We start from the raw sequence: 22,192 nt of genomic DNA, 5'->3' as shown, positions 1-22,192 counted from the left end.
GCGCAAGCAGCCGAGCTTATTGCCATAGTCCTTCAGATTTTCCATCGGGAGTATTCCATGCAAGAGCGTTATGACCCGTTGCAAGCCATCGCCGAGCAGGCCGACAAGATCATGCTCGCTGTACTGGGCGCACTGTTGCTGTTTTCCCTAGCCCTGGCGGGACTGAACCACACGTGGGGGCTGGCGCTGCTGATCGGCCTGCCCAGCGCCGCCCTACCCGCCATGCTGCACTTTAACGCCCCCGGCGCATTGCTGACGCGCTGTGCCATCGCGCTAGCCCTGATGGTGTTTGCCGCGCTGAATATCCATCAGGGTGCGGGTCTGACCGAATTGCATTTCGGCATATTCGTCTATCTGGCTTTTCTGCTGGCCTACCGCGACTGGCGTCCGATCGTCGTTGCTGCCGCTGCCATCGCCGTGCATCACCTGAGCTTCCACTATCTGCAGGAATGGGGCTACGGGGTGATGTGCTTTACCCGCCCGCAGCTGTCCACCGTGTTTATCCATGCGGCGTACGTGGTGGTGGAATCGGCGGTGCTGATTCATCTGTCGCTGATACTGCGTCGCGCTGCCTGTCAGGCCGCCGAACTGGAAAGCATCGTGGCGGCGCTGGCGGCCATCGAGGGGCGCATCGACCTGTCGGCTGCCGAGACCAGCCCGCGCAGCCGCCTCGCCAGCAAGCTGGTGGAAATGCTGGCCACCATGCGGGCAACCATAGGCGGAGTGCGGGCCGGCGCCGATGCGATCGCTGCCGCCTCGGGCGAGATTGCGCACGGCAATGCCGAGTTATCGCGCCGCACGGAACGGCAGGCTAGCAGCGTGGAGCAGACGGCAACCTCGATGGCACGGCTGGCTGCCATGGTGCGGCAGAATAACGAGAGCGCGCGTCAGGCCAATGCGCTGGCGCAGAGTGCTTCCGAGATTGCCGAACGCGGTGGTGAGGCGGTGCGGCAGGTGGTCGATACTATGGGCGTGATCAATGCGTCCTCGCGCCAGATCGTGGACATCATCAGCGTGATCGACGGGATCGCGTTCCAGACCAATATTCTGGCCCTGAATGCTGCGGTGGAAGCAGCGCGTGCAGGCGAGCAGGGGCGCGGTTTTGCCGTGGTGGCGACGGAGGTGCGCAATCTGGCGCACCGCTCTGCCGCTGCCGCCAAGGAAATCAAGGAACTGATCAACAATACGGTACAGACGGTGGAGAGCGGCGGCCGGCTGGTCGACGGTGCCGGCAGTACCATGCTGGAAGTGGTCGCTAGCGTGCAGCGGGTAACCGCCATTATGGGCGAAATGAGCAGCGCCAATCAGGAGCAGAACGAGGGCATAGAGCGGATCAACAGCGCCATCGTGGCGTTTGATGAAACCACCCAGCAGAATGCCGCGCTGGTGGAAGAGGATGCCGCAGCGGCTGATGCGCTGGCGCAGGAAGCCCAGCATCTGGCGGCACTGGTGGCCGCCTTCAAACTGGGCGAGCGTCCGAATGCGGGGACAGCGCGGCTGGCACTGGCTGCCGGCTAGCGCGCCGCTGCTTGCTGCGCCAGCTGGTAGTCGGTCTTGGCATAGCCTTGCAGATACTGGTTGGTGAAATCGAGGAAGGCGCGCGATCGGTAGGCCGCGGCGATGTCGCGCGCGTAGGGCTTGTCCTTGTCGGCGCTGCGCACGGCGACCAGATTGATGTAGTTGGGCGAGATCTTTTCCGTGATCAGTGCGTCCGTCAGTTTAAGGCCCGAGGCCAGGGCGAAATTGCCGTTGACGAAGGAGTAGTCGCTGTCCTGCAGTGAACGGGGCAGCTGGGCCGCTTCCAGCGCCACCAGTTTGAGTTTTTTGAGGTTGACTGCAATATCCTTTTCCGAAGCACGCAGCGGATCGACCTGAGGACGCAGCCTGATCCAGCCCAGCTGGTCGAGCAGGACCAGCGCACGTGCCTGGTTGGTAGGATCGTTCGGCATGGCCACCAGCGCACCTTCGCGCACTTCCGTCAGTGCCTTGTGTTTTTTGCTGTAGATGGCGATGGGCGCAGTGGGGATGGTGATCAGCTCGCTAAGGGCCAGTTTATGCTCGCTGGCGAACTGGCGCAGATACACGATGTGCTGGAAGATATTGGCGTCGAGCGCGCCTTCGGCCAGCGCGAAATTGGGCTGGATGTAGTCGCTGAATTCCACCACTTTCACCTTGTAGCCCTGTTTTTCCAGTATCGGCTTGATGCCCAGTTTGACCTGATCGGCGTAGGGCCCCACGCTGGTGCCGATGACCAGCTCATGGGGATCCTTAGCGGCGACGTTGTGGCTGGCCAGCATGGCCAGCGAAAGACCGAGCAGACGGCGGCGTAATACGGAACGATGGGATGGCATGGAATTCTCCGTCAGATAAAGCGACAAATTAGGGAAGATAGAGGGCACTAGCGCCGGTCGAGGCGGCGCGCCAGCCGGCTGCCGCCGAACTGTATCAGCTGGACCAGCGCGACCAGTACGGCGATGGTCAGCACCATCATGGCGGTATCGAAACGGTAGTAGCCGAAGCGGATCGCCAGATCGCCGATGCCGCCGCCACCCACCACGCCAGCCACGGCGGAGTAGGACAGGAAGCTGATCGCCAGCACGGTGAGCGCGCTGACCAGACCGGAACGGGCTTCCACCAGCAGCACCCGGAATACCATCTGCCACGGGCTGGCGCCCATGGCGGTCGCCGCTTCCAGCACGCCGCGCGGTACTTCATGCAGCTGCTGTTCCACCAGCCGGGCGAAATACGGCACGGCGGCGCAGGCCAGCGGCACCGAGGCGGCCAGCGGGCCGATCGAGCTGCCGACTATCCAGCGGGTGAGCGGCACCAGCGCCACCAGCAGGATGATGAAGGGGAAGGAGCGCAGCGTATTCACCAGCCAGCCCAGCACGGCGCCCAGCGCGCGTTGCTGCAGCATCTGTCCCGGGCCGAGCAGGAACAGCAGCACGCCCAGCGGGCCGCCCAGCAGCACGGCCACCAGCAGGCAGATGGCCAGCATCAGCAAAGTCTGGCCCAGCGCCAGCCACAGATCTGGCATGATCGCCAGTAGCGATTCAAACATGCTGGACTCCTTCGCGGCTGCAAGCCTGCCCGCTTTCGCTGCGGTAGTAGGCCAGTTCGCGTCCCAGCGCCGTGACACGTAAGCTGGCGGTATCGGCCGGATCGAACTGCTCGGCAATACGGCCATCTTCCAGCACCACCACGCGGTGGCACAGTTGCGCCAGGGCCGCCAGTTCATGGCTGACGATGACGATGGTGACGCCGAGCGCAAGGTTGATGTTGCTTAGCGTGGCGAGGATGCTGCGCATGGTGGTGGCGTCGAGTGCGGAGGTGGGCTCGTCGCACAGCAGCACATCGGGACGGCTGGCCAGCGCGCGCGCAATCGAGACGCGCTGTTTCTGGCCGCCCGAAAGCTGGGCCGGATAGCTGCCTGCGCGGTCGGCCAGGCCGACCATGTCCAGACATTCGCGCACCCGTGCCGCCAGCCGTGGTGCGTTCAGACGTTCATGCAGACGCAGAGGGAAGGCGACGTTTTCGTAGACGTTCAGGTTATGCAGCAGATTGTAGTGCTGGAACATCATGCCTATCTGTTCGCGCGCGCTGCGCAACCGGGCAGCAGGCATGCGCATCAGGTCCTGGCCATTGATCTGGACAGTGCCGTGGTCGGGCCGCTCCAGCAGGTTGATGCTGCGTAGCAGGGTGGACTTGCCGGCACCGCTGCGGCCGATCAGGCCGACGATTTCGCCCGCCCGTACCGACAGGCTGACGTCCTGCAGTGCCTGATAGCGGCTGCCATCGGGCAGCCGGAAGGATTTACTGATGCCGTGTAGCTGGATGAGGTTCTGCATGGGGCCCGCCGCGCTGGTGTAAAGTCGATGCGCATGGCCGTGATGGTGGCCATGCGCCAGCCCTGCTGCCGGATGATGCAGCGGGCTGTCAGTGCGGCAGTATGCGCTGTGCGCTGCGCAGCGTGAACGAAGTAATTCGCGTTAGCTAATGCGGCTTTCGAGCAAGCAGAAAGCGCGCTGGCCGCTCAGACGGGATGATGCTGACGCCACAGTACCCAGCCGCTGGCCGCCAGCAGGCAGGCCGCGAGCATATTCAGTACCACGACGCCGCTGGCCAGATGCAGCACCATGCCGAGGCTGACGCCGGCCTTGACGGCCCACAGGCTGCTGCCGTCGTAGGCATAGTAGCTCACGACCTGCACGCCGTAATACGGCAGCGCGCCGTACCAGCCTAGCCGCTGTCGCTTGAGTGCCAGCGCAGCCGAAACGATGGCCAGCATCGCGCAACCGGTCAGGATGGCGAGCGGCAGGCCGCTATGGGCTTCGCCCAGCCAGCCCAGACAGACGCCCAGCGTCAGCAGGCCGTTGAGTAAAAGGACGCGGGCCAGCCACGTTTCAAATTCCAGCTTCAAGGTGTTGCTACTTTCCGGTAGGGTGGTTCAGGCATCGAGCCCGGTGGGCAGGCGCAGCTTGAAGTGGCTGCCGATACCGGGGGTGCTCTCGAGTATAACCTGTCCGCGCATCATGCTGACCACCATGCTGTGCACGCTGGCCAGTCCCAGTCCGGTACCTGTCAGGCCCAGCTGGGTGGTGAAGAAGGGTTCGAATACATGCGACAGATGTTCGGGCGCGATGCCGCAACCGTCGTCGACCCAGTCGATTTCCACGGTCTGTGCACGCAGCGCCGTGCGCACCACGATGTTGCCGTTACTGCGCTGGGCAAAAGCGTGCATCAGACAGTTGTCGAGCAGGTGCTGGAACACGATCTGGCAGGCGCCGGGATAGCCCACCAGCCATAGCTGCTCGGGCATGGACAGGGTCAGCGTGATGCCGCGCGCCTGTAGCTGCGGGCGCCAGCTGTCGGCACAGTAGCGCAGACGGTCGCTCAAGTCGAAGCGGCCGGCCACTTCCTGCGCCGGTTCGCCCGACAGGCTCTTGAAACGCTCCACCAGCTGGCTGATCTGGCAGAGTGCCCGGTCCACCAGCGCACCGCCCATCTGCACATCGTCGAGCACGCCATCGAGCTGGCTGCGGCGCAGGCTGCCCGCGGCCATGGTCTGCTGCAGCGCTGCCGCCTGTGCCGTGATGGCGCTGGCGGCCACGCGCGCATTGCCCAGCGGGGTATTGAGTTCATGCGCCATGCCGACCACCAGCCGCGACAGGCCGAGCTGCTTCTCCTGCTGCATCAGCGAGTGCATGGCCTGCTCCAGTGCCGCCGTGCGTTCGCGTACTTCCTGTTCCAGCCGGTCGTGTGCCGTCTGCAGTGCCGCTTCCGCCGCCTGCCGTACCGTTACTTCGCGCTGCAGGTTGTCCAGTGTCTGCTGGAGTTCCTGATTGCGCTGCACCAGCGAGTTTTCCAGCACGGTGCCATGCTGGGCCAGCAGGGCATTCTGGTAGAGCAGTTGCGGGCGTTCCATCACGGCGGTCAGGGTTTCGCCCAGCGAGGTAGAGAGTTCGCGTTTGTAATGGCGTTCCATCGCCACCTGATCGATGGTGGCCTGCAGGGCCTGTTCCAGATGGCCCCAGCGGCGGCCATAGCGGCGGATGGCATACAGGCTGATTTCACGCAGCCGGCTCGGATGCAGCGATGCGCGTGCCAGCGTGGCGTCGTAGGCCAGCAGCTCCTGCCACGCCTTGCGCGGTTCGCCTTCGGCGCACTGGATCAGCAGGCGGCACAGGTGCAGCCACGGTTCCCAGTAGCCCTCGCTGCCATATTTGTCATACACCTGCTGCATGTAGTGGCGGCTTTCGCCGGTCTGCTCGCGCGTAGCCGAGACCACCGCCAGATTCAGCAGCGCCACGCATTCCTGCGATTCCAGCCCGAACCTGCGCGTGCACTGCAGTACCTGTAAGCGGCGCGACAGGCAGTCGCCCCAGTGCTGGTCGGCCTTGACGGGATCGCCTTCTTCCAGCGCCAGATAGTAGGAGGCGGAAGCGGAATAATCGATCAGGGTGGTGTAGATGGCGGGGCTGAGCGTACCGCTCTGGGCCAGCATGTCGGCGCAGAACTGGCGCAATTCCTCGTGCATCTCCGCGCTCAGGAGGACGCGGCAGCGCGCTGCCTTCATCTGTAACGCCAGCGCCGGCTGGGCGCAGCGTTCGTACAGTTCGGCGGCACGGGCCAGCGAGTCCAGCGCTGCATGGTGCAGACGCATGCGCATCTGCACCCAGTGCAGGGCGCGGAAGGCAGCGGCCTGCGCCAGCGGGTGCTGTTCGGTCTGGGCTTGCAGCTGCAGCGACTTGGCCGGCATCAGCAGCGCTTCGGCCGAATTTTCTACATTGGCGGCGCGGTCCAGCAGCTGGAAGGCTGCGCATTCCAGCTTTTGCGCAGCATGCAGTTTCTCTGCCTGCAGCTGCAGCAGCACGGGACGCAAATGCAGCATTTCGTGGCCGGACAGGCATACCCGCAGCTTGTGCAGCAGCAGCTCCGCCGGCGCGGCTGCCGCATGCTGTGGGCTGATTTCCGAAGCTGACATGGCATGACCCTGTTGCGCACTGGCGCGTGGATCGAGTATCCCATGAAGTGGCTTGCAACCAAACAGCGATAGACTGATGGCTCAGCTGTGTGTTGCTATTTTGCAGCTAACATAGCAAATCGTTAAAGTGTCTGTCAGGATAAGGGCTTGCCACGTTTCCACTTGCGCTCGATGGCCGCGCGTGTGCCATTGAGTATGATGGCGGCATAGCCGCGATTGAACAGCTGGCGTGCCTGTTCGCCCTGCGGGTGCAGGCTGCTGAAGCCGATATACGATCCCTGCGGCGTGGTTTCGAAAGCAAACACCACCTGCTGCACGCCGGCCCGCGCGATCAGCGCATCGTCGCTTTTGAAATCGTCCATCATGCTGACCGCCAGATCGATATGGCCCACGGCCAGTTTCTTCAGATTGGTTTCTTCCGAGCGGGCTTCGAGCAGATGGATGCCGCGTTCCGTCAGGCGCAGGATTTCGGGCGGGTATTCGTAACCGTTGACGATGCCGATGCGCAGGCCCGGTTGCAGATCGGTCAGCCCTTTCGCGCTCAGCGGATGGCTGGCATGGTAGTAGAAGCGCGGATAGGCATAGAACAGGGGCAGGCCGGAGAGCCGCACCTTGCCGGCCAGCTCGGGTGCGTCGGACATGCTGAGGCAGGCCGCCACAGCGCCGGACAGCACGTATTTTTTGCAGCGCGCATACGGCACCACCGTCAGTTTGACAGGCGTATCCATGGCGGCAAATGCAGCCAGCACGATTTCGTTGGCATAGCCGCTGCCATCCGGATTGGACATGGGCGCCGCAGCGTCTTCTACCATGATTTCGATGGGAGCGGCCTGCGCCAGCGCGCACATGAGACTCCCTAGGCATACTGCCAGCAATCGGCGCATGGCGCGGCTCCGCAAACGTATCCTGCAATCGAGTAAATAGCTGGCTGTCATGGTAGCGTAAAAGTCAACGGCACAGTGCCGTGCGCGCTGCAAATCTTGCACGGCTACAACGCCGGCACGGCAATTTTGGTAGACAAATTGACGCAAAACGTTCAGATTGGAAGGGTCTGCGCTGGTATCGCCCTGACCTTGCGATACGTTGCCGCGCAGGTGTAATTGCCCATAGTGAGAATCCATGCGTTTTACCGTTTCTTCCCGCCAGCGTTTCATCTATTCTGTCACGGCACTGTATGTCGTTGGCGCTCTGCTCTGGATTTTCCTGTCTGACCAGCTATTGTCGGCCCTGACGGACTGGCAGTCCATCGTCTGGCTGTCCACAGCCAAAGGGGTCTTCTTCGTCATAACCACGGCCGCGTTGTTTTTCTGGGGCTTGCGTTCGGTGCCGGCCGGCGATGCGCCGTCCAACCTGACCTTGATCAATGCCCTGACCAGCGGCTTGAGCCAGCAGCGCAGCCGCTGGCCCATGTATCTGGTGGCGACCATCATCACGCTCAGCACACTGGCCCTGCATCTGGTCTGGACCACCCAGCGCGATCCCATGCTGATCCTGTTCATGCTGCCCATCGTGCTCAGTGCGACGCTGGGCGGCATGGGGCCCGGTCTGCTGGCTACGGCGCTGGCTGCCATCAGCACGGAATACTGTCTGATTCCGCCCGTGTTCGACTGGCATATCGGCAATCCCAACAATTTGCTGCAATGGGGCTTCATGGTGGTCAACGGCGTGGCGGTGAGCGTGCTGAGCGAAATGCTGCAACAGGCCATCAACCGCGCCGAAGCCAAACGCCAGCTGCTCGATGCCGTCATTTCCGGTACCTCCGACGCCATCTTCGTGAAGGATCTGCAGGGGCGCTACCAGCTGGCCAATCAGGCCACAGCCGGTTTTCTGGGCAAGCCTGTCAGCGATATACTGGGACAGGATGATTATGCCTTGCTGGGCGGTACATCGGCCCAGATCGTCAAGGATAGGGATCATGCCGTCATGGCCAGCGGCGCCACCCATACCCATGAAGAACGCCTGACCCTGCCCGATGGCAGCGTACGCGACTTTTCTGTCACCAAAGGGCCCATCCTGAACCAGCTGGGACAGATCGGCGGCATCTTCGGCATCTCGCGCGATATCACGGAAGCCAAACAGATTGCGCATCAGAACCGGCTCAATCAGCAGCGCTTCGAAATGGCCATCGAGGCCACCAGTGACGGCCTGTGGGACTGGGATCTGCGCACCGGCAAGGTCTACCGCTCGCCGCAGTACTATGCCGTGACCGGCTATGTGGCGGCGGAAGATACCCACGATCTGGCGTTTTTCAGACGGCTCGTGCATCCCGATGATTTGCCTGGCGTCGTGGCCGCGATCGACGCCCATCGCAAAGGACTGTCGGCCGGGCTGGATTTCGAATTCCGCCTGCAGACCCGCAGCGGCGATATCAAGTGGATGCACACGCGCGGGCGCGCCACCGAATTCAATAGCGACGGTTCGGTCGCCCGCATCGTCGGCATCCTGTCCGATATCAGCGAGAAGAAGCAGGCTGCCGCTGCCTTGCGCGAACAGCAGCAGCGCCTGTCGCGCGTGGTGGAAGGCTCGGATCAGGGCTACTGGGACTGGAATGTGCAGACCCAGCAATTCGAAGTCAGCGCCCGCTGGGAGGAAATGCTGGGCTACCGTCCCGGCGAAATGGATGTTTCGGTGGGCAACTGGAATCAGCTGGTGCATCCGGACGATCTGCCGCTCGCCATGTCATCGATCCAGCGTCACTTGAGCGGCAACAGCGCCAGCCACGAAGCGGAATTTCGTGCCCGCACCAAGGATGGCGGCTGGCGCTGGATACTGACGCGCGGCCGCGTGGTGCAGCACAGTGCCGACGGCCGGCCGCTGATCATGTCCGGCACCCATACCGATATCACCGAGCGCAAGGAATTCGAGCTGGCCCAGCGCGAAGCGAGCACCGTGTTCGAAAGCAGTTACGAGGGCATCATGGTGGTCAGCGCCGGCCTGAAGATCACCAAGATCAATCCGGCTTTCACCCGCATTACCGGCTATACGGCGGACGAAGTGCTAGGCCAGCCGCCCAGCATACTGTCGTCCGGCCAGCAGGATCCGGCCTATTACCGCAATATGTGGGAATCGGTGCTGCACAAGACGTTCTGGAGCGGCGAAATCTGGAACCGCCGCAAGAGCGGTGAACTGTATGCCGAGCTGCTGTCGATTTCGGCCGTGCGCAATAGTGCCGGCGAAATCGAACACTATGTGGGCGTGTTTTCCGATATCAGCCAGCTCAAGGCGCACGAAGCGGAGCTGGATCGCATCGCCCACTACGATCCGCTCACCGGCACGCCCAACCGCCGTCTGCTGACCGACCGCATGGAGCAGGCCATTGCCCGTGCCACCCGCAGCGGGCGCGCACTGGCGGTGTGCTTTATCGATCTCGATGGCTTCAAACAGATCAACGACCGGCTGGGCCATGCTGCCGGCGATAGCCTGCTGGTGGGGGTGGCGCATCACCTGCAGCACATGCTGCGCAGCGAGGACACGCTGGCCCGGCTGGGCGGCGACGAATTCGTGGTGCTGCTGTCGGATATCGCCACGCCGGAGGAATGCATGCTGATACTGGACCGCGTGCTGCAGGCCATTACCCGTCCGGTACAGGTGGAGGGCGAAGCGATCAGCGTCACCGCCAGCATAGGCGTGAGCCTGTACCCGACCGATAATTCCGATGCCGATGCGCTGCTGCGCCATGCCGATCAGGCCATGTATCTGGCCAAGGAAGCGGGCAAGAACCGCTACCATCTGTTCGATCCCGAGGCGGACCGGCAGGTGCAGGAGCACCGCCGCTTCCTCGATTCTATCCAGCAGGCGCTGGAGAACAACGAACTGGTGCTGTACTACCAGCCCAAAGTGCATCTGCGCAGCGGTCAGCTGGTGGGGGTGGAAGCGCTGATACGCTGGCAGCATCCGGAACGGGGGCTGTTGCCGCCGGCGCAGTTCCTGCCCGCCGTCGATGGCAGTCCGCTGGAACAGCCGGTGGGAGTATGGGTGCTGCGCACGGCGCTGGCGCAGGGCGCTAGCTGGGCCCGTGAAGGACGCGCCACCAGCATCAGCGTCAACATCAGCGCCGACCATCTGCTGCATGGCAGCTTCTTCAGCCAGCTGCAGACGCTGCTGGCCGAGCACACCGATATGCCGCCCGCTCTGCTGGAACTGGAAGTGCTGGAAACGGCGGCGCTGGCCGATATGGAGCAGGCTATCACCATCCTGCTGCGCTGCCGCGAGCTGGGCGTGCATTTCGCGCTCGATGATTTCGGCACCGGCTATTCTTCGCTGACCTATCTGCGTCAGCTGCCGGTGGATATGCTGAAAATCGACCAGAGCTTTATCCGCGACATCCTCAGCGACCCTGACGACCGCGGCATCGTCGAAGGGATTATCCGCCTCGCTGGCGCCTGCCACCGCGGGGTGATAGCCGAAGGGGTGGAAACGCTGGAGCACGGCGCCGCGCTGCTGCAACTGGGCTGCGAGCTGGCGCAGGGCTATGGCGTTGCGCGCCCCATGCCAGCCAGTGAGTTATTCGACTGGCTGGCGCGCTGGCAGCAGGAACAGCCATGGACGCGCTTGCCGCCATGGACGGACGGCCCCGAGCGCGGGGTGAAGAATGACCCGTGATATCAGGCGGCCTAGTCTTAGCTGGCCAGTGCATGCAGCGGGCGGCGGCCCATGGCAGAGGCCGCATTGCGCTTGCGTTGCTGCGGCGCGCCGAACGTAACGGCCAGTTTGAACACATCGACCACATCCACCAGCCGGTGCGACTGCTCCTGCAGCGCGCTGGCGGCCGATGCGGCTTCCTCCACCAGCGCGGCATTCTGCTGGGTGGCGTGGTCCATCTCGACGATGGCCTGATTGATCTGTTCTATACCCTGGGTCTGTTCGGCGCTGGCAGTGGTGATTTCGCCCATGATGTCGGCCACGCTGCGGATGCTGTCGACGATCACGTTCATGGTGTCGCCTGCTTCGTTGACGAGGCGCGAACCGCTTTCCACCTTGCCCACCGAATCATCGATCAGCTGCTTGATTTCCTTGGCCGCTGCCGCCGAGCGCTGGGCCAGACTGCGCACCTCGGTGGCCACTACGGCAAAGCCGCGCCCCTGTTCGCCCGCACGCGCCGCTTCCACTGCGGCATTGAGCGCCAGAATATTGGTCTGGAAAGCGATGCTATCGATGACGTTGATGATGTCGACGATGCGGTGCGAGGAGCTGTTGATTTCGCCCATGGTCTGCACCACCTGCGCTACCACCGAGCCGCCCTTGACGGCAATGTCCGAGGCGGAGACGGCCAGCTGGTTGGCCTGACGGGCGTTATCGGCATTGTGTTTGACGGTAGCGGTCAGCTGTTCCATGGCGGAGGCGGTTTCTTCCAGCGAGCCGGCCTGCTGCTCGGTGCGCGCCGCCAGATCGAGGTTGCCGCTGGCGATCTGGCCGGAGGCGGTGGCGATATTGTCGGCGCCGGTGCGCACTTCGTCGACGATGCGGGTCAGGGCCGAGTTCATATCGCGCAGAGCGCCCAGCATCTGGCCGGTTTCTTCGGCCGTATCAACGCGGATTAGCATGGTGAGGTCGCCATCGGCCACCTGGCGCGCCACATCGACTGCCTGATGCAGCGGCGTGGTGATGGTGCGGGTGGTCAGCACGGCCAGCGTGACGGCGATCAGGCAGGCTGCCAGCGCGATCGCGGCGATCAGCACGATGGTCTGCTGCGCTTGTGCCTGCGATTGCTGACCCGAGGCCGTCATCAGTTCTTCCTGATAGGCGATCAGACCGTCGAGCTGGGTGGTGTAGACCTGCAGGATGGGGCGCACTTCGTCGAGCAGATTATGCAGGGCCGCGTCGCGCTGGCCTTGGCGGGTGTTGTCGAGGAAGGTGGTGCGGGCGGCCAGATATTTGCGGCGCGATTCTTCCAGTGCGCGCAGCTGCGCCACGCCTTTTTCGCTGGTCAGCACTTTATCGAGTTTGCTCAGGGTTTCCGTGATCACGCGGGTGTTTTTGGCGATGCTGGCGTATTCCTTTTCCACGTCCTCGGGTTTATCCATCAGCAGCAGGTTGCGCATATTCAGTGCCTGCTCGTTGAGTTCATCTTTGACCGTATGCACCAGCACGGTTTTCGGGTAGCGGTCCTGGTTGATCAGGTGGAGGTCGTCGCTCAGGCCGCTCACACGCAGATAGGCGAGGGCGGCAACGATGATCAGCATGCCGATCACGATGGCGAAGCTGAGTCCAAGTTTTTTACCGATGGCTAAGTTCCTGAAATTCATGGGAGGCTTTCACAGTTGCGAGTACTTCGAGTGCCAGCGAGTGCGTGGCGATGCGCAGCATGCGCTTGCTCAAAACATCTTGTTTTTAATTAAGGAAGTTGCACGATAAATTTTCGAAGTGAGAGCCGGTATGATTTGAATCAAAAAATCCTCGGGAAAGCCTCTCTCTACGTGTTACTACGGAACTCGACGGGGCCAACTGGCCCGCTGTGCGCCAAGCTGCGCAATCCGCCGCCGCCGATGGAACCTTGCGGCTTTTACGGTTACTGATAGGCATCAATCCACTTTTTTCGCTGGCGCTTGTGCCAGCTTTGGACGCTCCCTTCCATTAGCCGCCCGATGAACATTTCCTCCAATCAGCCATCCACCATACTGGCGCCAGTGATCACGGCCTTCCGTGCCTGTGGCAGCTTTTTTAAACGCAGCTTTTGCGCTGTGCAAGCGCTGTTCCCGCGGCGTAAGCAGGCTGCAGTGCCAACGCCGCCAACGGCGCTGACCAGCCGCAAGCTGGAGGTGGTGGCGTCGCTGGCAAGACAGCAGCCGGCGCCGGCACCTGGCGTGACGGCAACGCTGGCCCGGCCCGATCAGCCAGCCCGGCCAGCCCAGCCAGTCCAGCCAGCCCAGCCAGCTCTGCCAGCCCAGTCTGCCTCTGCTTCGCTTCAAGCGCTCGACCATCTGGTGCGGGAGCTGCCGTTCGTCCGGGTTCTCACAAGCAAACCTGATGCTGTACTGGATGTGCCAGCGATCTGGCCTAGTGCAAGTCAGCCGGGCACGTTTGGCGTCAGTTTCCCCGGCAATAAAGACTTTTCCAGATACCAGGATATCGCCTCAGCGCGGGAGGGGCTGGTCAAGTACCAGTCGCAGCAGCAAGAGGCTAGTGCACCTGAGCCGGCTGCGCCGGACAACGTAGTCTCGACACTTGCGCCGAGCGCCGGGGCTGGCGTCGAACGTACGCATATGAGCTGGGCCGAATTGCAGTTGTGGAGAGCCAATCTGGCGCCCGTGGCACAGCCACCGCGTGCCGACAAGACGGAATTCACTGATCGGCCTCTCACTGCACTGGCAGTGCCGCCGCGTCCGTCCTCGCCGATAGTGGAGATGGCCGCCAGCGTCGCGCCGCAGCGTGGCGTATCGCTTGATGACTTGAAAAAAGCGGCAGCCCAGCGCTGGGGCCATCAAGTCACCGTGCTGGCGTCCTACCCTGAGCCCCAGCCTGGCTATCCGGCCATCTGGCCTAGCAAGAGTGTGCCCGGCGGCTATGGCGTGGCCGTGCCGGGTAAGGGCTGCTATGTGGCGCAAAGTCTGGACGAGGTGCAGCCCTTCCTGGTAGATCAACTGACGCCCGGCCGCCATATACAGGCCAGCTCTACCAACCTGCCCGAGGCAGCGCGACTGGAGCTGATGGCGCGCCACAATATCGACATTACGCCGGTTATTCTCGATGGCAAAGAAATAGCCTATGTATTCCACGGCAAGGGTAAATACAACCCTACCATGATGTTATCGTCGCACGGCAATGGCAGGGAGGGGCGTACTTTCACCAAGCCCGGCGGCGTAGAGTTCCAGTTCGCTACGCCTGATAACACGGTGATGTCGTCGCGTACCATGGAATACGCGAAGCGGCTCAAGGATAAGCAGATTGCCATTGCCGACGATCAGATTTATATGTCGGCGCCACGGCTGAATTCGACCAATTATTCGCTGGATGGCGGCATAGGCACCCAGCCGCAAGATGTGGCGCAACTGATAGGCGAAATCAACCGTGATGGCGCCGCCCGGCCGTTCGACTTTGTGTTGCTCAACCGCGAGGCCAAGAATGTGTACTTTGCCGATCTGATGACTGGCCTGCAGCAAACCATGAACCGTTTGCCGACTACGCTGGTGGCGCATTTCTGCCGTCCCAAGGATGACAACGCTCCCGTCTTCGATGTGCTGAAGCGCTGACCGGTTCGTGCGCCCCGGCGGGCGTTCCATAAGAATATGATACGGTCATCAAATATTCATCCCGCTCGGCTACAATCCGCGTTGGGCAAGCTGCGCTGGGAAGAATATGGAAGCAATCGATGTGACATATGGCTCGGATACTGCCGGGCTGGTGTGGGGTTATCTGCTGGGGCCGGATAAGGCAGCGGCACAAGCGATGAATTCCACCCAGGCGCTGGCATGGCTGAACGGTGCGCCGCGTAAGGCGGGCGAGTTTATCTGGCTGCATTTCAATCTGTCCCACGCGGCCAGCGAAAAATGGCTGAGGGCGTATGCCGGCCTGTCCGACGAATTCTTCGAGACCCTGCATCAGGGTTCGCGTTCCACCCGTATCGAACTGGTCGACAATGCGCTGGTGGCGGTGGTCAACGACGTGCTGCATGAATTTAATTTCGACGCATCCGATATTTCCACGCTGTGGCTGGGAGTGGCGCCCCATCTGGTGATCAGCGCGCGCCGTACGCCGCTCAAGTCGATCGAGCGGCTGCATCAGGCCGTGCGGCGCGGCGAGCCCTTGCGCTCGTCGGTGGAACTGCTGGTACACCTGTTGCGCGATCAGGCCGATGTGCTGATGCATATCGTGCGCACGGCGGTGGCGCGGGTCGATGCCATCGAAGATTCGCTGCTGGCGGGGCGGGTGCGCGCCAAGCGGGCTGATCTGGGTAATATGCGGCGCGTGCTGGTACGCCTGCAGCGGCTGCTGGCGCCTGAGCCGTCTGCCCTGCTGCGTTTGCTGCAGCGGCCGCCCGCATGGATGTCCGAACTCGATACGCAGGAGTTGCGCCAGTCGAGCGAAGAGTTTGCCGTGGTGCTCAGCGACGTCTCGTCGCTGCAGGAGCGCATCAAACTGCTGCAGGAAGAAATTGCCGCGCAACTCAATGAGGAAACGGGACGCAGCCTGTATGTGCTGACCATCGTGACTGTACTGGCCCTGCCGATCAACATCATTGCCGGCATGCTGGGCATGAACGTGGGCGGCATACCGCTGGCCCAGCACCCTGATGGTTTCTGGATCATTGCTGCGGTGGTCGTGACATTTACGCTGGTAGCGGGCGTGGTAGTGGCGCGCATGCAGAGCAAGGACTAGTCACTCCGAAGCGCCCAAACAAAAAGCCTCCCGGCAGCAGGACTGCGGGGAGGCTGATCGGAATTCGTGGTGGTGATAGATGGACTTGAACCATCGACCCCAGCATTATGAATGCTGTGCTCTAACCAACTGAGCTATATCACCGGTGCTAAGCAGATTAAAAAAGCCTCTAGGCAGATCTGCTAGAGGCTTTTTAGAATTCTTGGTGGTGATAGATGGACTTGAACCATCGACCCCAGCATTATGAATGCTGTGCTCTAACCAACTGAGCTATATCACCTGCAACGCCCGATATTATCGGGGTAGAGCGCCGGACTGTCAAGGATAGCGCCGGTTTTTCCCCAAATAATCCGTTTATTTTGTTTACGCAGGGCTGTTTGGGGCGATAAAGCGTGCAATTTTTTCAACGTCCGATTGACGCCAGGGCTGGCTGCTAGCCCAGCCTTTTGCCGATTTGTGCCAGCAATTCGCCCGTCGGGTTGGCGCCCAGGCAGTCGATCACGCTGCGCCCCGGCATGGAGCGCAGCCAGGTCAGCTGGCGTTTGGCCAGCTGGCGGGTGGCGATGATGCCCGTTTCGCGCATGGTGGCGTAGTCGATATTGCCGTCGAGGTAATCCCAGGCCTGACGGTAGCCCACGCAGCGTATCGAGGGCAGGCCCGGATGCAGGTCGCCGCGGCGGCGCAGCTGTTCCACTTCCGTCAGCAGGTTGCCGTCCGGGCTATCGGCCAGCATCAGGTCGAAACGGCGGGCGATACGCTCGTGCAGCACGGCGCGGTCGGACGGCTCCAGTGCGAACGACAGCAGTTCGAACGGCAGTTCGGTTTTCTCGCGCTGGGCCAGCAGGGCCGACATGGGCTTGCCGCTCAGCGTACAGATTTCCAGCGCACGCTGGATGCGCTGGGCATCGGCGGGCGCCAGCCGTGCTGCCGTGGCCGGATCGAGCAGGGCCAGACGGGCATGCATGGCAGGCCAGCCGACGCGGGCGGCGTCGTCTTCGAGCTGGGCGCGCAGGGCCGGATCGGCGCCGGGCAGGTCGTCCAGACCGTCGGCCAGCCCTTTGAAATACAGCATGGTGCCGCCCACCAGCAGCGGCAGTTTGCCGCGCGCGACGATGTCATCGACCAGCCGCAGGGTATCGTTGCGGAACTGGGCGACGGAATAGGCGTCGAGCGGATCGATGATGTCGATCAGGTGGTGCGGCGCGGCGGCCAGTTCGGCGCGGGTGGGCTTGGCCGTGCCGATGTCCATGCCGCGGAACACCAGCGCCGAATCGACCGAGATGATTTCCGCCGGAATGCGCGCGGCGATGGCCAGCGCGGCGGCCGTCTTGCCGGACGCCGTGGGGCCCATGATGGCCACGGCCAGTGGCCGTTGTGCAGACTGCGTCATGTTACTGGCCACGCAGGAACAGTTTGTCGAGCGCGCCGATTTCTACCTGCACCCAGGTCGGGCGGCCGTGGTTGCACTGGTCGGCCCGTTCGGTGCTTTCCATCTGGCGTAGCAGGGCGTTCATTTCCTGCACCGACAGGATGCGGTTGGCCCGTACGGCAGTATGGCAGGCCAGTGTGCCCAGCAGTTCGTTCTGGCGTTCGATCAGCAGGCGCGAGCCGCCAAATTCGCGCACATCGCGCAGCACGTCGCGCGCCAGCGTCTGGGCGTCGGCATTTTTCAGCAGCACCGGCACCGAGCGCACGGCCAGCGTAGTGGGCGACAGGGCGGCGATGTCGAAGCCCAGTGCCTGCAGGGTGTCCTGATGTTCGTGCACGGTGGCCACTTCTATCGTATCGGCGTAGAAGGTGACGGGGATCAGCAGCGGCTGTACCTGCATGGCGACACCCGCTACATGGCTCTGCAGCGCCTGTTTGAGCTGTTCGTACAGGATGCGCTCGTGCGCGGCATGCATATCCACCAGCACCAGCCCTTTGGCGTTCTGGGCGAGGATGTAGATGCCGTGCAGCTGGGCCAGCGCGAAGCCGAGCGGGAACTCTTCCTGCGCCATGGCAGCGGGGGAGACGGTGTAGCTGCTGGCCTGTGGCAGGGCGCGATCGCTATCGGCCAGCGCACTGTCGCTGCGGCTGTAGTCGCCAGCGGGCGCGCCGCTGCGGGCGCCCTCGCTGAACAGGGCGCCATAGCGCTCGGTACTCTGGGCTATGCCACCGCTGCGCGCATCGAAACGCTGCGCAGCGTGGGCCGCATAGTTTGGGCCGCCAGCGGAACTGCTATCGGCTTCGCTGCCCGCCGGCCGGCCAAACGGCGAAGGCGAAAAGGTGGGCGTGTAGTCCGGTTTGAGCAGGGCGCCGAAGCTGGTCTGCTCGCCGCGCCATGGAGTGGTTGCCAGGCTGTCGGCCGCGGGCAGTGGCGATGGTGCGCTGCCGTGGGCGGTGGCCGAAGTCTGGGCCAGGGCGCGCTGCACGGCGTGGAATACGAACTGGTGCACGGCGCGGCTGTCGCGGAAGCGCACTTCGATCTTGGACGGGTGGACGTTGACGTCGACCAGCGCCGGATCGAGATCGAGCGACAGCACATAGGACGGGAAGCGGTCGCCATGCAGCACATCCTGATAGGCGGCCTTGACGGCGTGGACCAGCACCTTGTCGCGTACGAAGCGGCCGTTCACGTAGAAGAACTGGCCATCGGCACGCGCCTTGGAAGCGGTGGGCAGGCCGGTATAGCCGTGCAGGCGCAAGGGGCCTGCGCTCTCGTCGATCTGCAGGCGCGCCTCGGCAAAGCCGTCGCCCAGTATGTGGGCGCTGCGCTTGGCCATCTCGGTGACGTTCCAGTGATCGATGGTGCGGCCGTTGTGGCTGAGGGTGAAGGCCACGTCGGGCCGCGCCAGCGCAATGCGGCGCACCACTTCGGCGCAGTGGCCGAATTCGGTCTGTTCCGACTTGAGGAATTTGCGCCGTGCCGGGGTGTTGAAATACAGGTCCTGTACATCGACCGTGGTGCCATAGGCGCCCGAGGATGGTGCCACTGTGCCCTGATGCGAACCGGCGATTTCCCATGCATGGGCAGCGTCGGCCGTGCGCGAAGTCAGGGTGACCGAAGCTACCGAGGCAATCGAGGCCAGTGCCTCGCCGCGGAAGCCCAGCGTGCCGACGTTTTCCAGATCATCGAGCGAGGCGATCTTCGAGGTAGCGTGGCGGGCCAGTGCCAGCGGCATCTGCTCGGGCGGAATGCCGCGGCCGTTATCGGTAATGGCGATGCGTTTTACGCCGCCTTCTTCCAGCCGCACATTGATCTGGGTAGCGCCCGCATCGAGCGCGTTTTCCAGCAATTCCTTGACCACGGCCGAGGGGCGTTCTACCACCTCGCCGGCGGCAATCTGGGAAATCAGCTGGTCGGGCAGGGCGCGGATAGGGCGCGGGCCGGTGCTGCTAGGGGAAGTATCGGGCGCATTCATCCCGCGATTATAACTGCTCGCAGCGCGCCAGATGCGCTGCGAGCGCGCCCGCTCAGGGACGCACACGCACCGGTATCGGCGCGTTGCACAGCTCGACGTAGCCGGGCGAGAACTTGTTCCACGGACCGCCACGGTTGCGCTGGGCATCGATCACCTGCTGGTAGATCGGTGCTTCGCTGCGCATCACTTCCAGATGGCTGCGTTCGGCCTCCGGCACGTCGGCCTCCAGCCGCACCGATCTGATGCCCATGCGGGTCTCCTTGGCGCCGTAGAAGCCCATGGCTTCGCTGCCCCGTGGCAACGTGGACAGTAGCTGGATGCCGGACAGTACGCGCCCTACCAGCGTGATATTGCGGTCCAGATGGCGCGGTGCGTGGCCGGTGACGGCGTACAGCTCGGCGCCATTGCCGCTATCGGTGCCGGTATCGCGCCCCACGCCTACCATGCCGTAGCAGTGTGCCAGCCAGGTGGTGCCGGCTTTCGGGTCGCGCCCTACGGGGAAGCCGTTGGAATGGCCGATCTGCGGGGCATAGCCGTCGCGGTCCGGCTGGCGTACGAAGTGTTTGTCATGCTTCAGTGGCACGCTGAATTCGCCTACTACCTTGGCCTTGGCGCTGCCGAGCGGGCGCGGACTGGCCGATTCGGCCTGCGGATCGCCCCACTGCGCCACATAGTTGTCCTGCGAGCGCAGGATGGCCAGTCCGTCGTAATACTTTTCCTTCACCAGCGTTTCGATGTTGGCGATATTCTGCGGCGCGAAATCGGGTGCCAGTTCGATCACCACCCGGCCGCTGTCCAGTTCCATGTAGAGCGTGTGTTGCGGGTCGGTGGGGCGCCAGTCGGACGCCTGCGCTTGCTTGACGAGGTCGCCGACGCTCGGTTTGACCGGCAGATCGGCAGCGCTGGCCAGGCCGCTGGTAAGCAGCGCGGCAGCGGACAAGGACGGTAACAGCATGGTTCGGTACATCCGGTATCTCCCTGGTTAGTGGGGCGCGCGGTTTGCGCGGCCGTGAAAGATTTTAATCTGGATGACACGCCGCTGGAAACTGCTCACCTGGGCGCCATCGTGGTGTATGATTCCGGCGCTGACTTTACGGGAAGAATATGGATTTTATGCAATTCTTCGGCATGATTCTGCATGTCGACAAAACGCTGCAAGTGCTGATAGAGCAATACGGAACGCTCATTTATGTCGTGCTGTTTGCCATCATTTTCTGTGAAACGGGACTGGTCGTTCTGTTCTTCTTCCCCGGCGACACTCTGCTGTTTATCGCGGGCGCCCTGTGCGCGCTGGGCGAAATGAATCTGTTCCTGCTCAACGGGCTGCTGATTACTGCTGCCGTACTGGGCAACACCACCAATTACTGGATAGGCGAGGCCATAGGGCAGCGGGTGTTCACCCATGATTACCGCTGGCTCAACAAGGAAGCCCTGCGCCGTACCCATGAATTCTTCGAAAAACACGGCGGCAAGACCATCGTGCTGGCCCGTTTCGTGCCGGTAGTGCGGACCTTTGCACCGTTCGTGGCCGGCGTGTCGGACATGACCCATGGCCGCTTCCAGCTGTATAACATCACCGGCGCCCTGCTGTGGGTAACCCTGCTGACGACGGCAGGCTATTTCTTCGGCAATATCGCCATCGTGCGCGAGCATCTGACGGAAATCGTGCTGGTGGGCGTAGGCGTGGCCGTGGTGCCGATGGCGCTGGGCGGCGTGTACAAGCTGGGCCGCCGCATGCTGGGCCGCTAGGCCAGCCTGCCGCTGCGCCGCATCCGGGCCAGCGGCGCGGCAGTGGATTCCGGCATATTTCACAAATAAATATCTCCTATCCGGACGTTCGCTCAAGTTTTTCCCAATTGCATCCGTATACCAGTGTGTAATTCTTATACTTCTGGACTGCGATGCGTACTTTACTCACCCTGATCGTCTGCTGCTGCGCGTTCGCCCATGCTGCCAGCGCCTCCGAGGCGTCTGAACCGGCAGCGGGCAAAGCAGCATCCACGGTGAAAACCAAAGGCACTCCGGCTGCGGGCGCCAAATCGGAACATGGCGTGAGCGTGGGCGGCGTGCCGCTCAAGCAGATCGCGGCTGCGGCTGCCGAAAAAGGCGATAGCGAACCTGCGTCCTCGTCGCGCAAGGCATCGGCTGCGGCGCCTAGCGCGCGCGAGCGCGAAGCCGAGGCGGAAGCCGATCTGTCGGCCAAGATAGCTGCCCGTCTGGCGCTGATGCGCGCCAACCAGCAGGCCCGCGTGGCCGCGGCTGCCAAAGCCAAGAAAGCCGCTGCCGCAGTGGAAGCCGTGCCCAAAGTGTATAGCCACCACTGGTCGTACGAGGGCGAGAACGGCCCTGCCAACTGGGGCAAGATCAATCCTGAATGGGCCAAATGCAGCACCGGCAACCGCCAGTCGCCTATCGATATCCGCGATGGCATGAAAGTCGAGCTGGAGCAGATCAGCTTCGACTATCATCCGTCCTCGTTCAATGTGACGGACAACGGCCACACCGTGCAGGTGATGCTGGGGGGCGGTAACTTCATCACGGTGCAGAACCGCATGTATGAACTGATCCAGTTCCACTTCCACCGTCCTTCGGAAGAGCGCGTCAACGGCAAGGGCTACGAGATGGTGATGCATCTGGTGCACAAGGATGGCGAAGGCAAACTGGCGGTGATTGCGCTGCTGCTCGAGCGTGGCCGTGCGCAGCCGGTGATCCAGACGGTGTGGAACAATCTGCCGCTGGAAAAGCTCGACACCATGGCGCCGTCCTCGGTGATCGATCCTATCGACCTGATTCCGGCCCGGCGCGACTACTACACTTTCATGGGTTCGCTGACCACGCCGCCCTGCAGCGAAGGCGTGCTGTGGCTGGTGATGAAAGAACCGGTACAGGCTTCGCCAGCCCAGATGGCGCTGTTTGCCCGCCTGTATCCGATGAATGCGCGGCCCATCCAGCCCGGTTCCGGCCGCATCATCAAGGAATCGAATTAAGC

The 22,192-nt window shown here is 62.7% G+C and carries 16 protein-coding genes and 2 tRNA genes; 6 read left to right on the top strand and 12 right to left on the bottom strand.

All coding sequences use genetic code 11. The annotated features are described in order from the left end of the window. Nucleotides 1-57 precede the first annotated feature (57 nt). Nucleotides 58-1,518 carry a methyl-accepting chemotaxis protein gene (locus GTP27_RS24015; protein WP_161038152.1) on the top strand — a complete coding sequence of 487 codons (1,461 nt, stop codon included), beginning with the start codon at nucleotides 58-60 and terminating at the stop codon, nucleotides 1,516-1,518. Here the strand turns inward: GTP27_RS24015 and GTP27_RS05530 are convergent. The 6 genes from GTP27_RS05530 to GTP27_RS05505 form a co-directional block, all read right to left on the bottom strand. After that, nucleotides 1,515-2,351: a MetQ/NlpA family ABC transporter substrate-binding protein gene (locus tag GTP27_RS05530; RefSeq protein WP_161038151.1), complete on the bottom strand. Its 837-nt coding sequence runs from the start codon at nucleotides 2,349-2,351 to the stop codon at nucleotides 1,515-1,517. The two genes, GTP27_RS24015 and GTP27_RS05530, sit on opposite strands and share 4 nt — an antisense overlap. Before the next feature lie 47 nt (nucleotides 2,352-2,398). Continuing rightward, nucleotides 2,399-3,061, bottom strand: a complete 663-nt coding sequence (locus tag GTP27_RS05525) for a methionine ABC transporter permease (RefSeq protein ID WP_161038150.1) — start codon at nucleotides 3,059-3,061, stop codon at nucleotides 2,399-2,401. Then, entirely contained in the window at nucleotides 3,054-3,848 is a 795-nt protein-coding gene (locus GTP27_RS05520; protein WP_161038149.1) for a methionine ABC transporter ATP-binding protein, read from the bottom strand. Before GTP27_RS05520 ends, GTP27_RS05525 begins: the two co-directional genes overlap by 8 nt. Nucleotides 3,849-4,033: 185 nt before the next feature. Beyond that, nucleotides 4,034-4,420: a hypothetical protein gene (locus tag GTP27_RS05515; RefSeq protein WP_161038148.1), complete on the bottom strand. Its 387-nt coding sequence runs from the start codon at nucleotides 4,418-4,420 to the stop codon at nucleotides 4,034-4,036. 27 nt (nucleotides 4,421-4,447) lie between these two features. Continuing rightward, nucleotides 4,448-6,484: a sensor histidine kinase gene (locus GTP27_RS05510; RefSeq protein ID WP_161038147.1), complete on the bottom strand. Its 2,037-nt coding sequence runs from the start codon at nucleotides 6,482-6,484 to the stop codon at nucleotides 4,448-4,450. 134 nt (nucleotides 6,485-6,618) lie between these two features. After that, nucleotides 6,619-7,368, bottom strand: coding sequence for a substrate-binding periplasmic protein (locus GTP27_RS05505; protein ID WP_161038146.1), 750 nt, complete (start codon nucleotides 7,366-7,368; stop codon nucleotides 6,619-6,621). A 235-nt stretch (nucleotides 7,369-7,603) separates the two neighbouring features. Between GTP27_RS05505 and GTP27_RS05500 the strand changes: the two genes are divergently transcribed. After that, entirely contained in the window at nucleotides 7,604-11,086 is a 3,483-nt protein-coding gene (locus GTP27_RS05500; RefSeq protein ID WP_161038145.1) for an EAL domain-containing protein, read from the top strand. Nucleotides 11,087-11,103: 17 nt separating this feature from the next. On the opposite strand, the gene GTP27_RS24010 is transcribed toward GTP27_RS05500, so the two are convergent. After that, on the bottom strand, nucleotides 11,104-12,729 hold the full coding sequence (locus GTP27_RS24010) for a methyl-accepting chemotaxis protein (RefSeq protein WP_161038144.1): 1,626 nt from the start codon (nucleotides 12,727-12,729) through the stop codon (nucleotides 11,104-11,106). A gap of 471 nt (nucleotides 12,730-13,200) precedes the next feature. Here GTP27_RS24010 and GTP27_RS05490 point away from each other — a divergent pair, with 471 nt between their 5' ends. Both GTP27_RS05490 and GTP27_RS05485 read left to right on the top strand, forming a co-directional pair. Further along, nucleotides 13,201-14,673, top strand: a complete 1,473-nt coding sequence (locus GTP27_RS05490; protein WP_161038143.1) for a hypothetical protein — start codon at nucleotides 13,201-13,203, stop codon at nucleotides 14,671-14,673. 106 nt (nucleotides 14,674-14,779) lie between these two features. Beyond that, complete coding sequence (locus tag GTP27_RS05485; protein ID WP_161038142.1) at nucleotides 14,780-15,799, top strand: transporter; 1,020 nt, start codon at nucleotides 14,780-14,782, stop codon at nucleotides 15,797-15,799. A gap of 67 nt (nucleotides 15,800-15,866) precedes the next feature. Here the strand turns inward: GTP27_RS05485 and GTP27_RS05480 are convergent. The 5 genes from GTP27_RS05480 to GTP27_RS05460 form a co-directional block, all read right to left on the bottom strand. After that, nucleotides 15,867-15,943: transfer RNA gene (locus GTP27_RS05480), tRNA-Met, on the bottom strand. A gap of 59 nt (nucleotides 15,944-16,002) precedes the next feature. Continuing rightward, nucleotides 16,003-16,079: transfer RNA gene (locus tag GTP27_RS05475), tRNA-Met, on the bottom strand. Nucleotides 16,080-16,232: 153 nt separating this feature from the next. After that, a complete protein-coding gene (gene miaA / locus GTP27_RS05470) occupies nucleotides 16,233-17,189 on the bottom strand; it encodes a tRNA (adenosine(37)-N6)-dimethylallyltransferase MiaA (protein WP_161038141.1) in 957 nt (318 codons plus the stop codon). 1 nt (nucleotide 17,190) lies between these two features. Next, nucleotides 17,191-19,203 carry a DNA mismatch repair endonuclease MutL gene (mutL, locus tag GTP27_RS05465; RefSeq protein ID WP_161038140.1) on the bottom strand — a complete coding sequence of 671 codons (2,013 nt, stop codon included), beginning with the start codon at nucleotides 19,201-19,203 and terminating at the stop codon, nucleotides 17,191-17,193. Between the two features lie 52 nt (nucleotides 19,204-19,255). After that, nucleotides 19,256-20,158, bottom strand: coding sequence for a peptidylprolyl isomerase (locus tag GTP27_RS05460; RefSeq protein WP_229633398.1), 903 nt, complete (start codon nucleotides 20,156-20,158; stop codon nucleotides 19,256-19,258). Between the two features lie 149 nt (nucleotides 20,159-20,307). Between GTP27_RS05460 and GTP27_RS05455 the strand changes: the two genes are divergently transcribed. After that, nucleotides 20,308-20,952 (top strand): VTT domain-containing protein, encoded by a 645-nt coding sequence (locus GTP27_RS05455; protein ID WP_161038138.1) that lies wholly within the window; start codon nucleotides 20,308-20,310, stop codon nucleotides 20,950-20,952. Nucleotides 20,953-21,104: 152 nt separating this feature from the next. Further along, nucleotides 21,105-22,190: a carbonic anhydrase gene (locus tag GTP27_RS05450; RefSeq protein ID WP_161038137.1), complete on the top strand. Its 1,086-nt coding sequence runs from the start codon at nucleotides 21,105-21,107 to the stop codon at nucleotides 22,188-22,190. Nucleotides 22,191-22,192 lie beyond the last annotated feature (2 nt).

It is taken from the genome of Duganella qianjiadongensis (assembly GCF_009857915.1).
GTDB lineage: Bacteria > Pseudomonadota > Gammaproteobacteria > Burkholderiales > Burkholderiaceae_D > Rugamonas > Rugamonas qianjiadongensis.
Note: the sequence above shows the minus strand (reverse complement) of the source record. Positions and strands in the feature narration are given on the sequence as shown.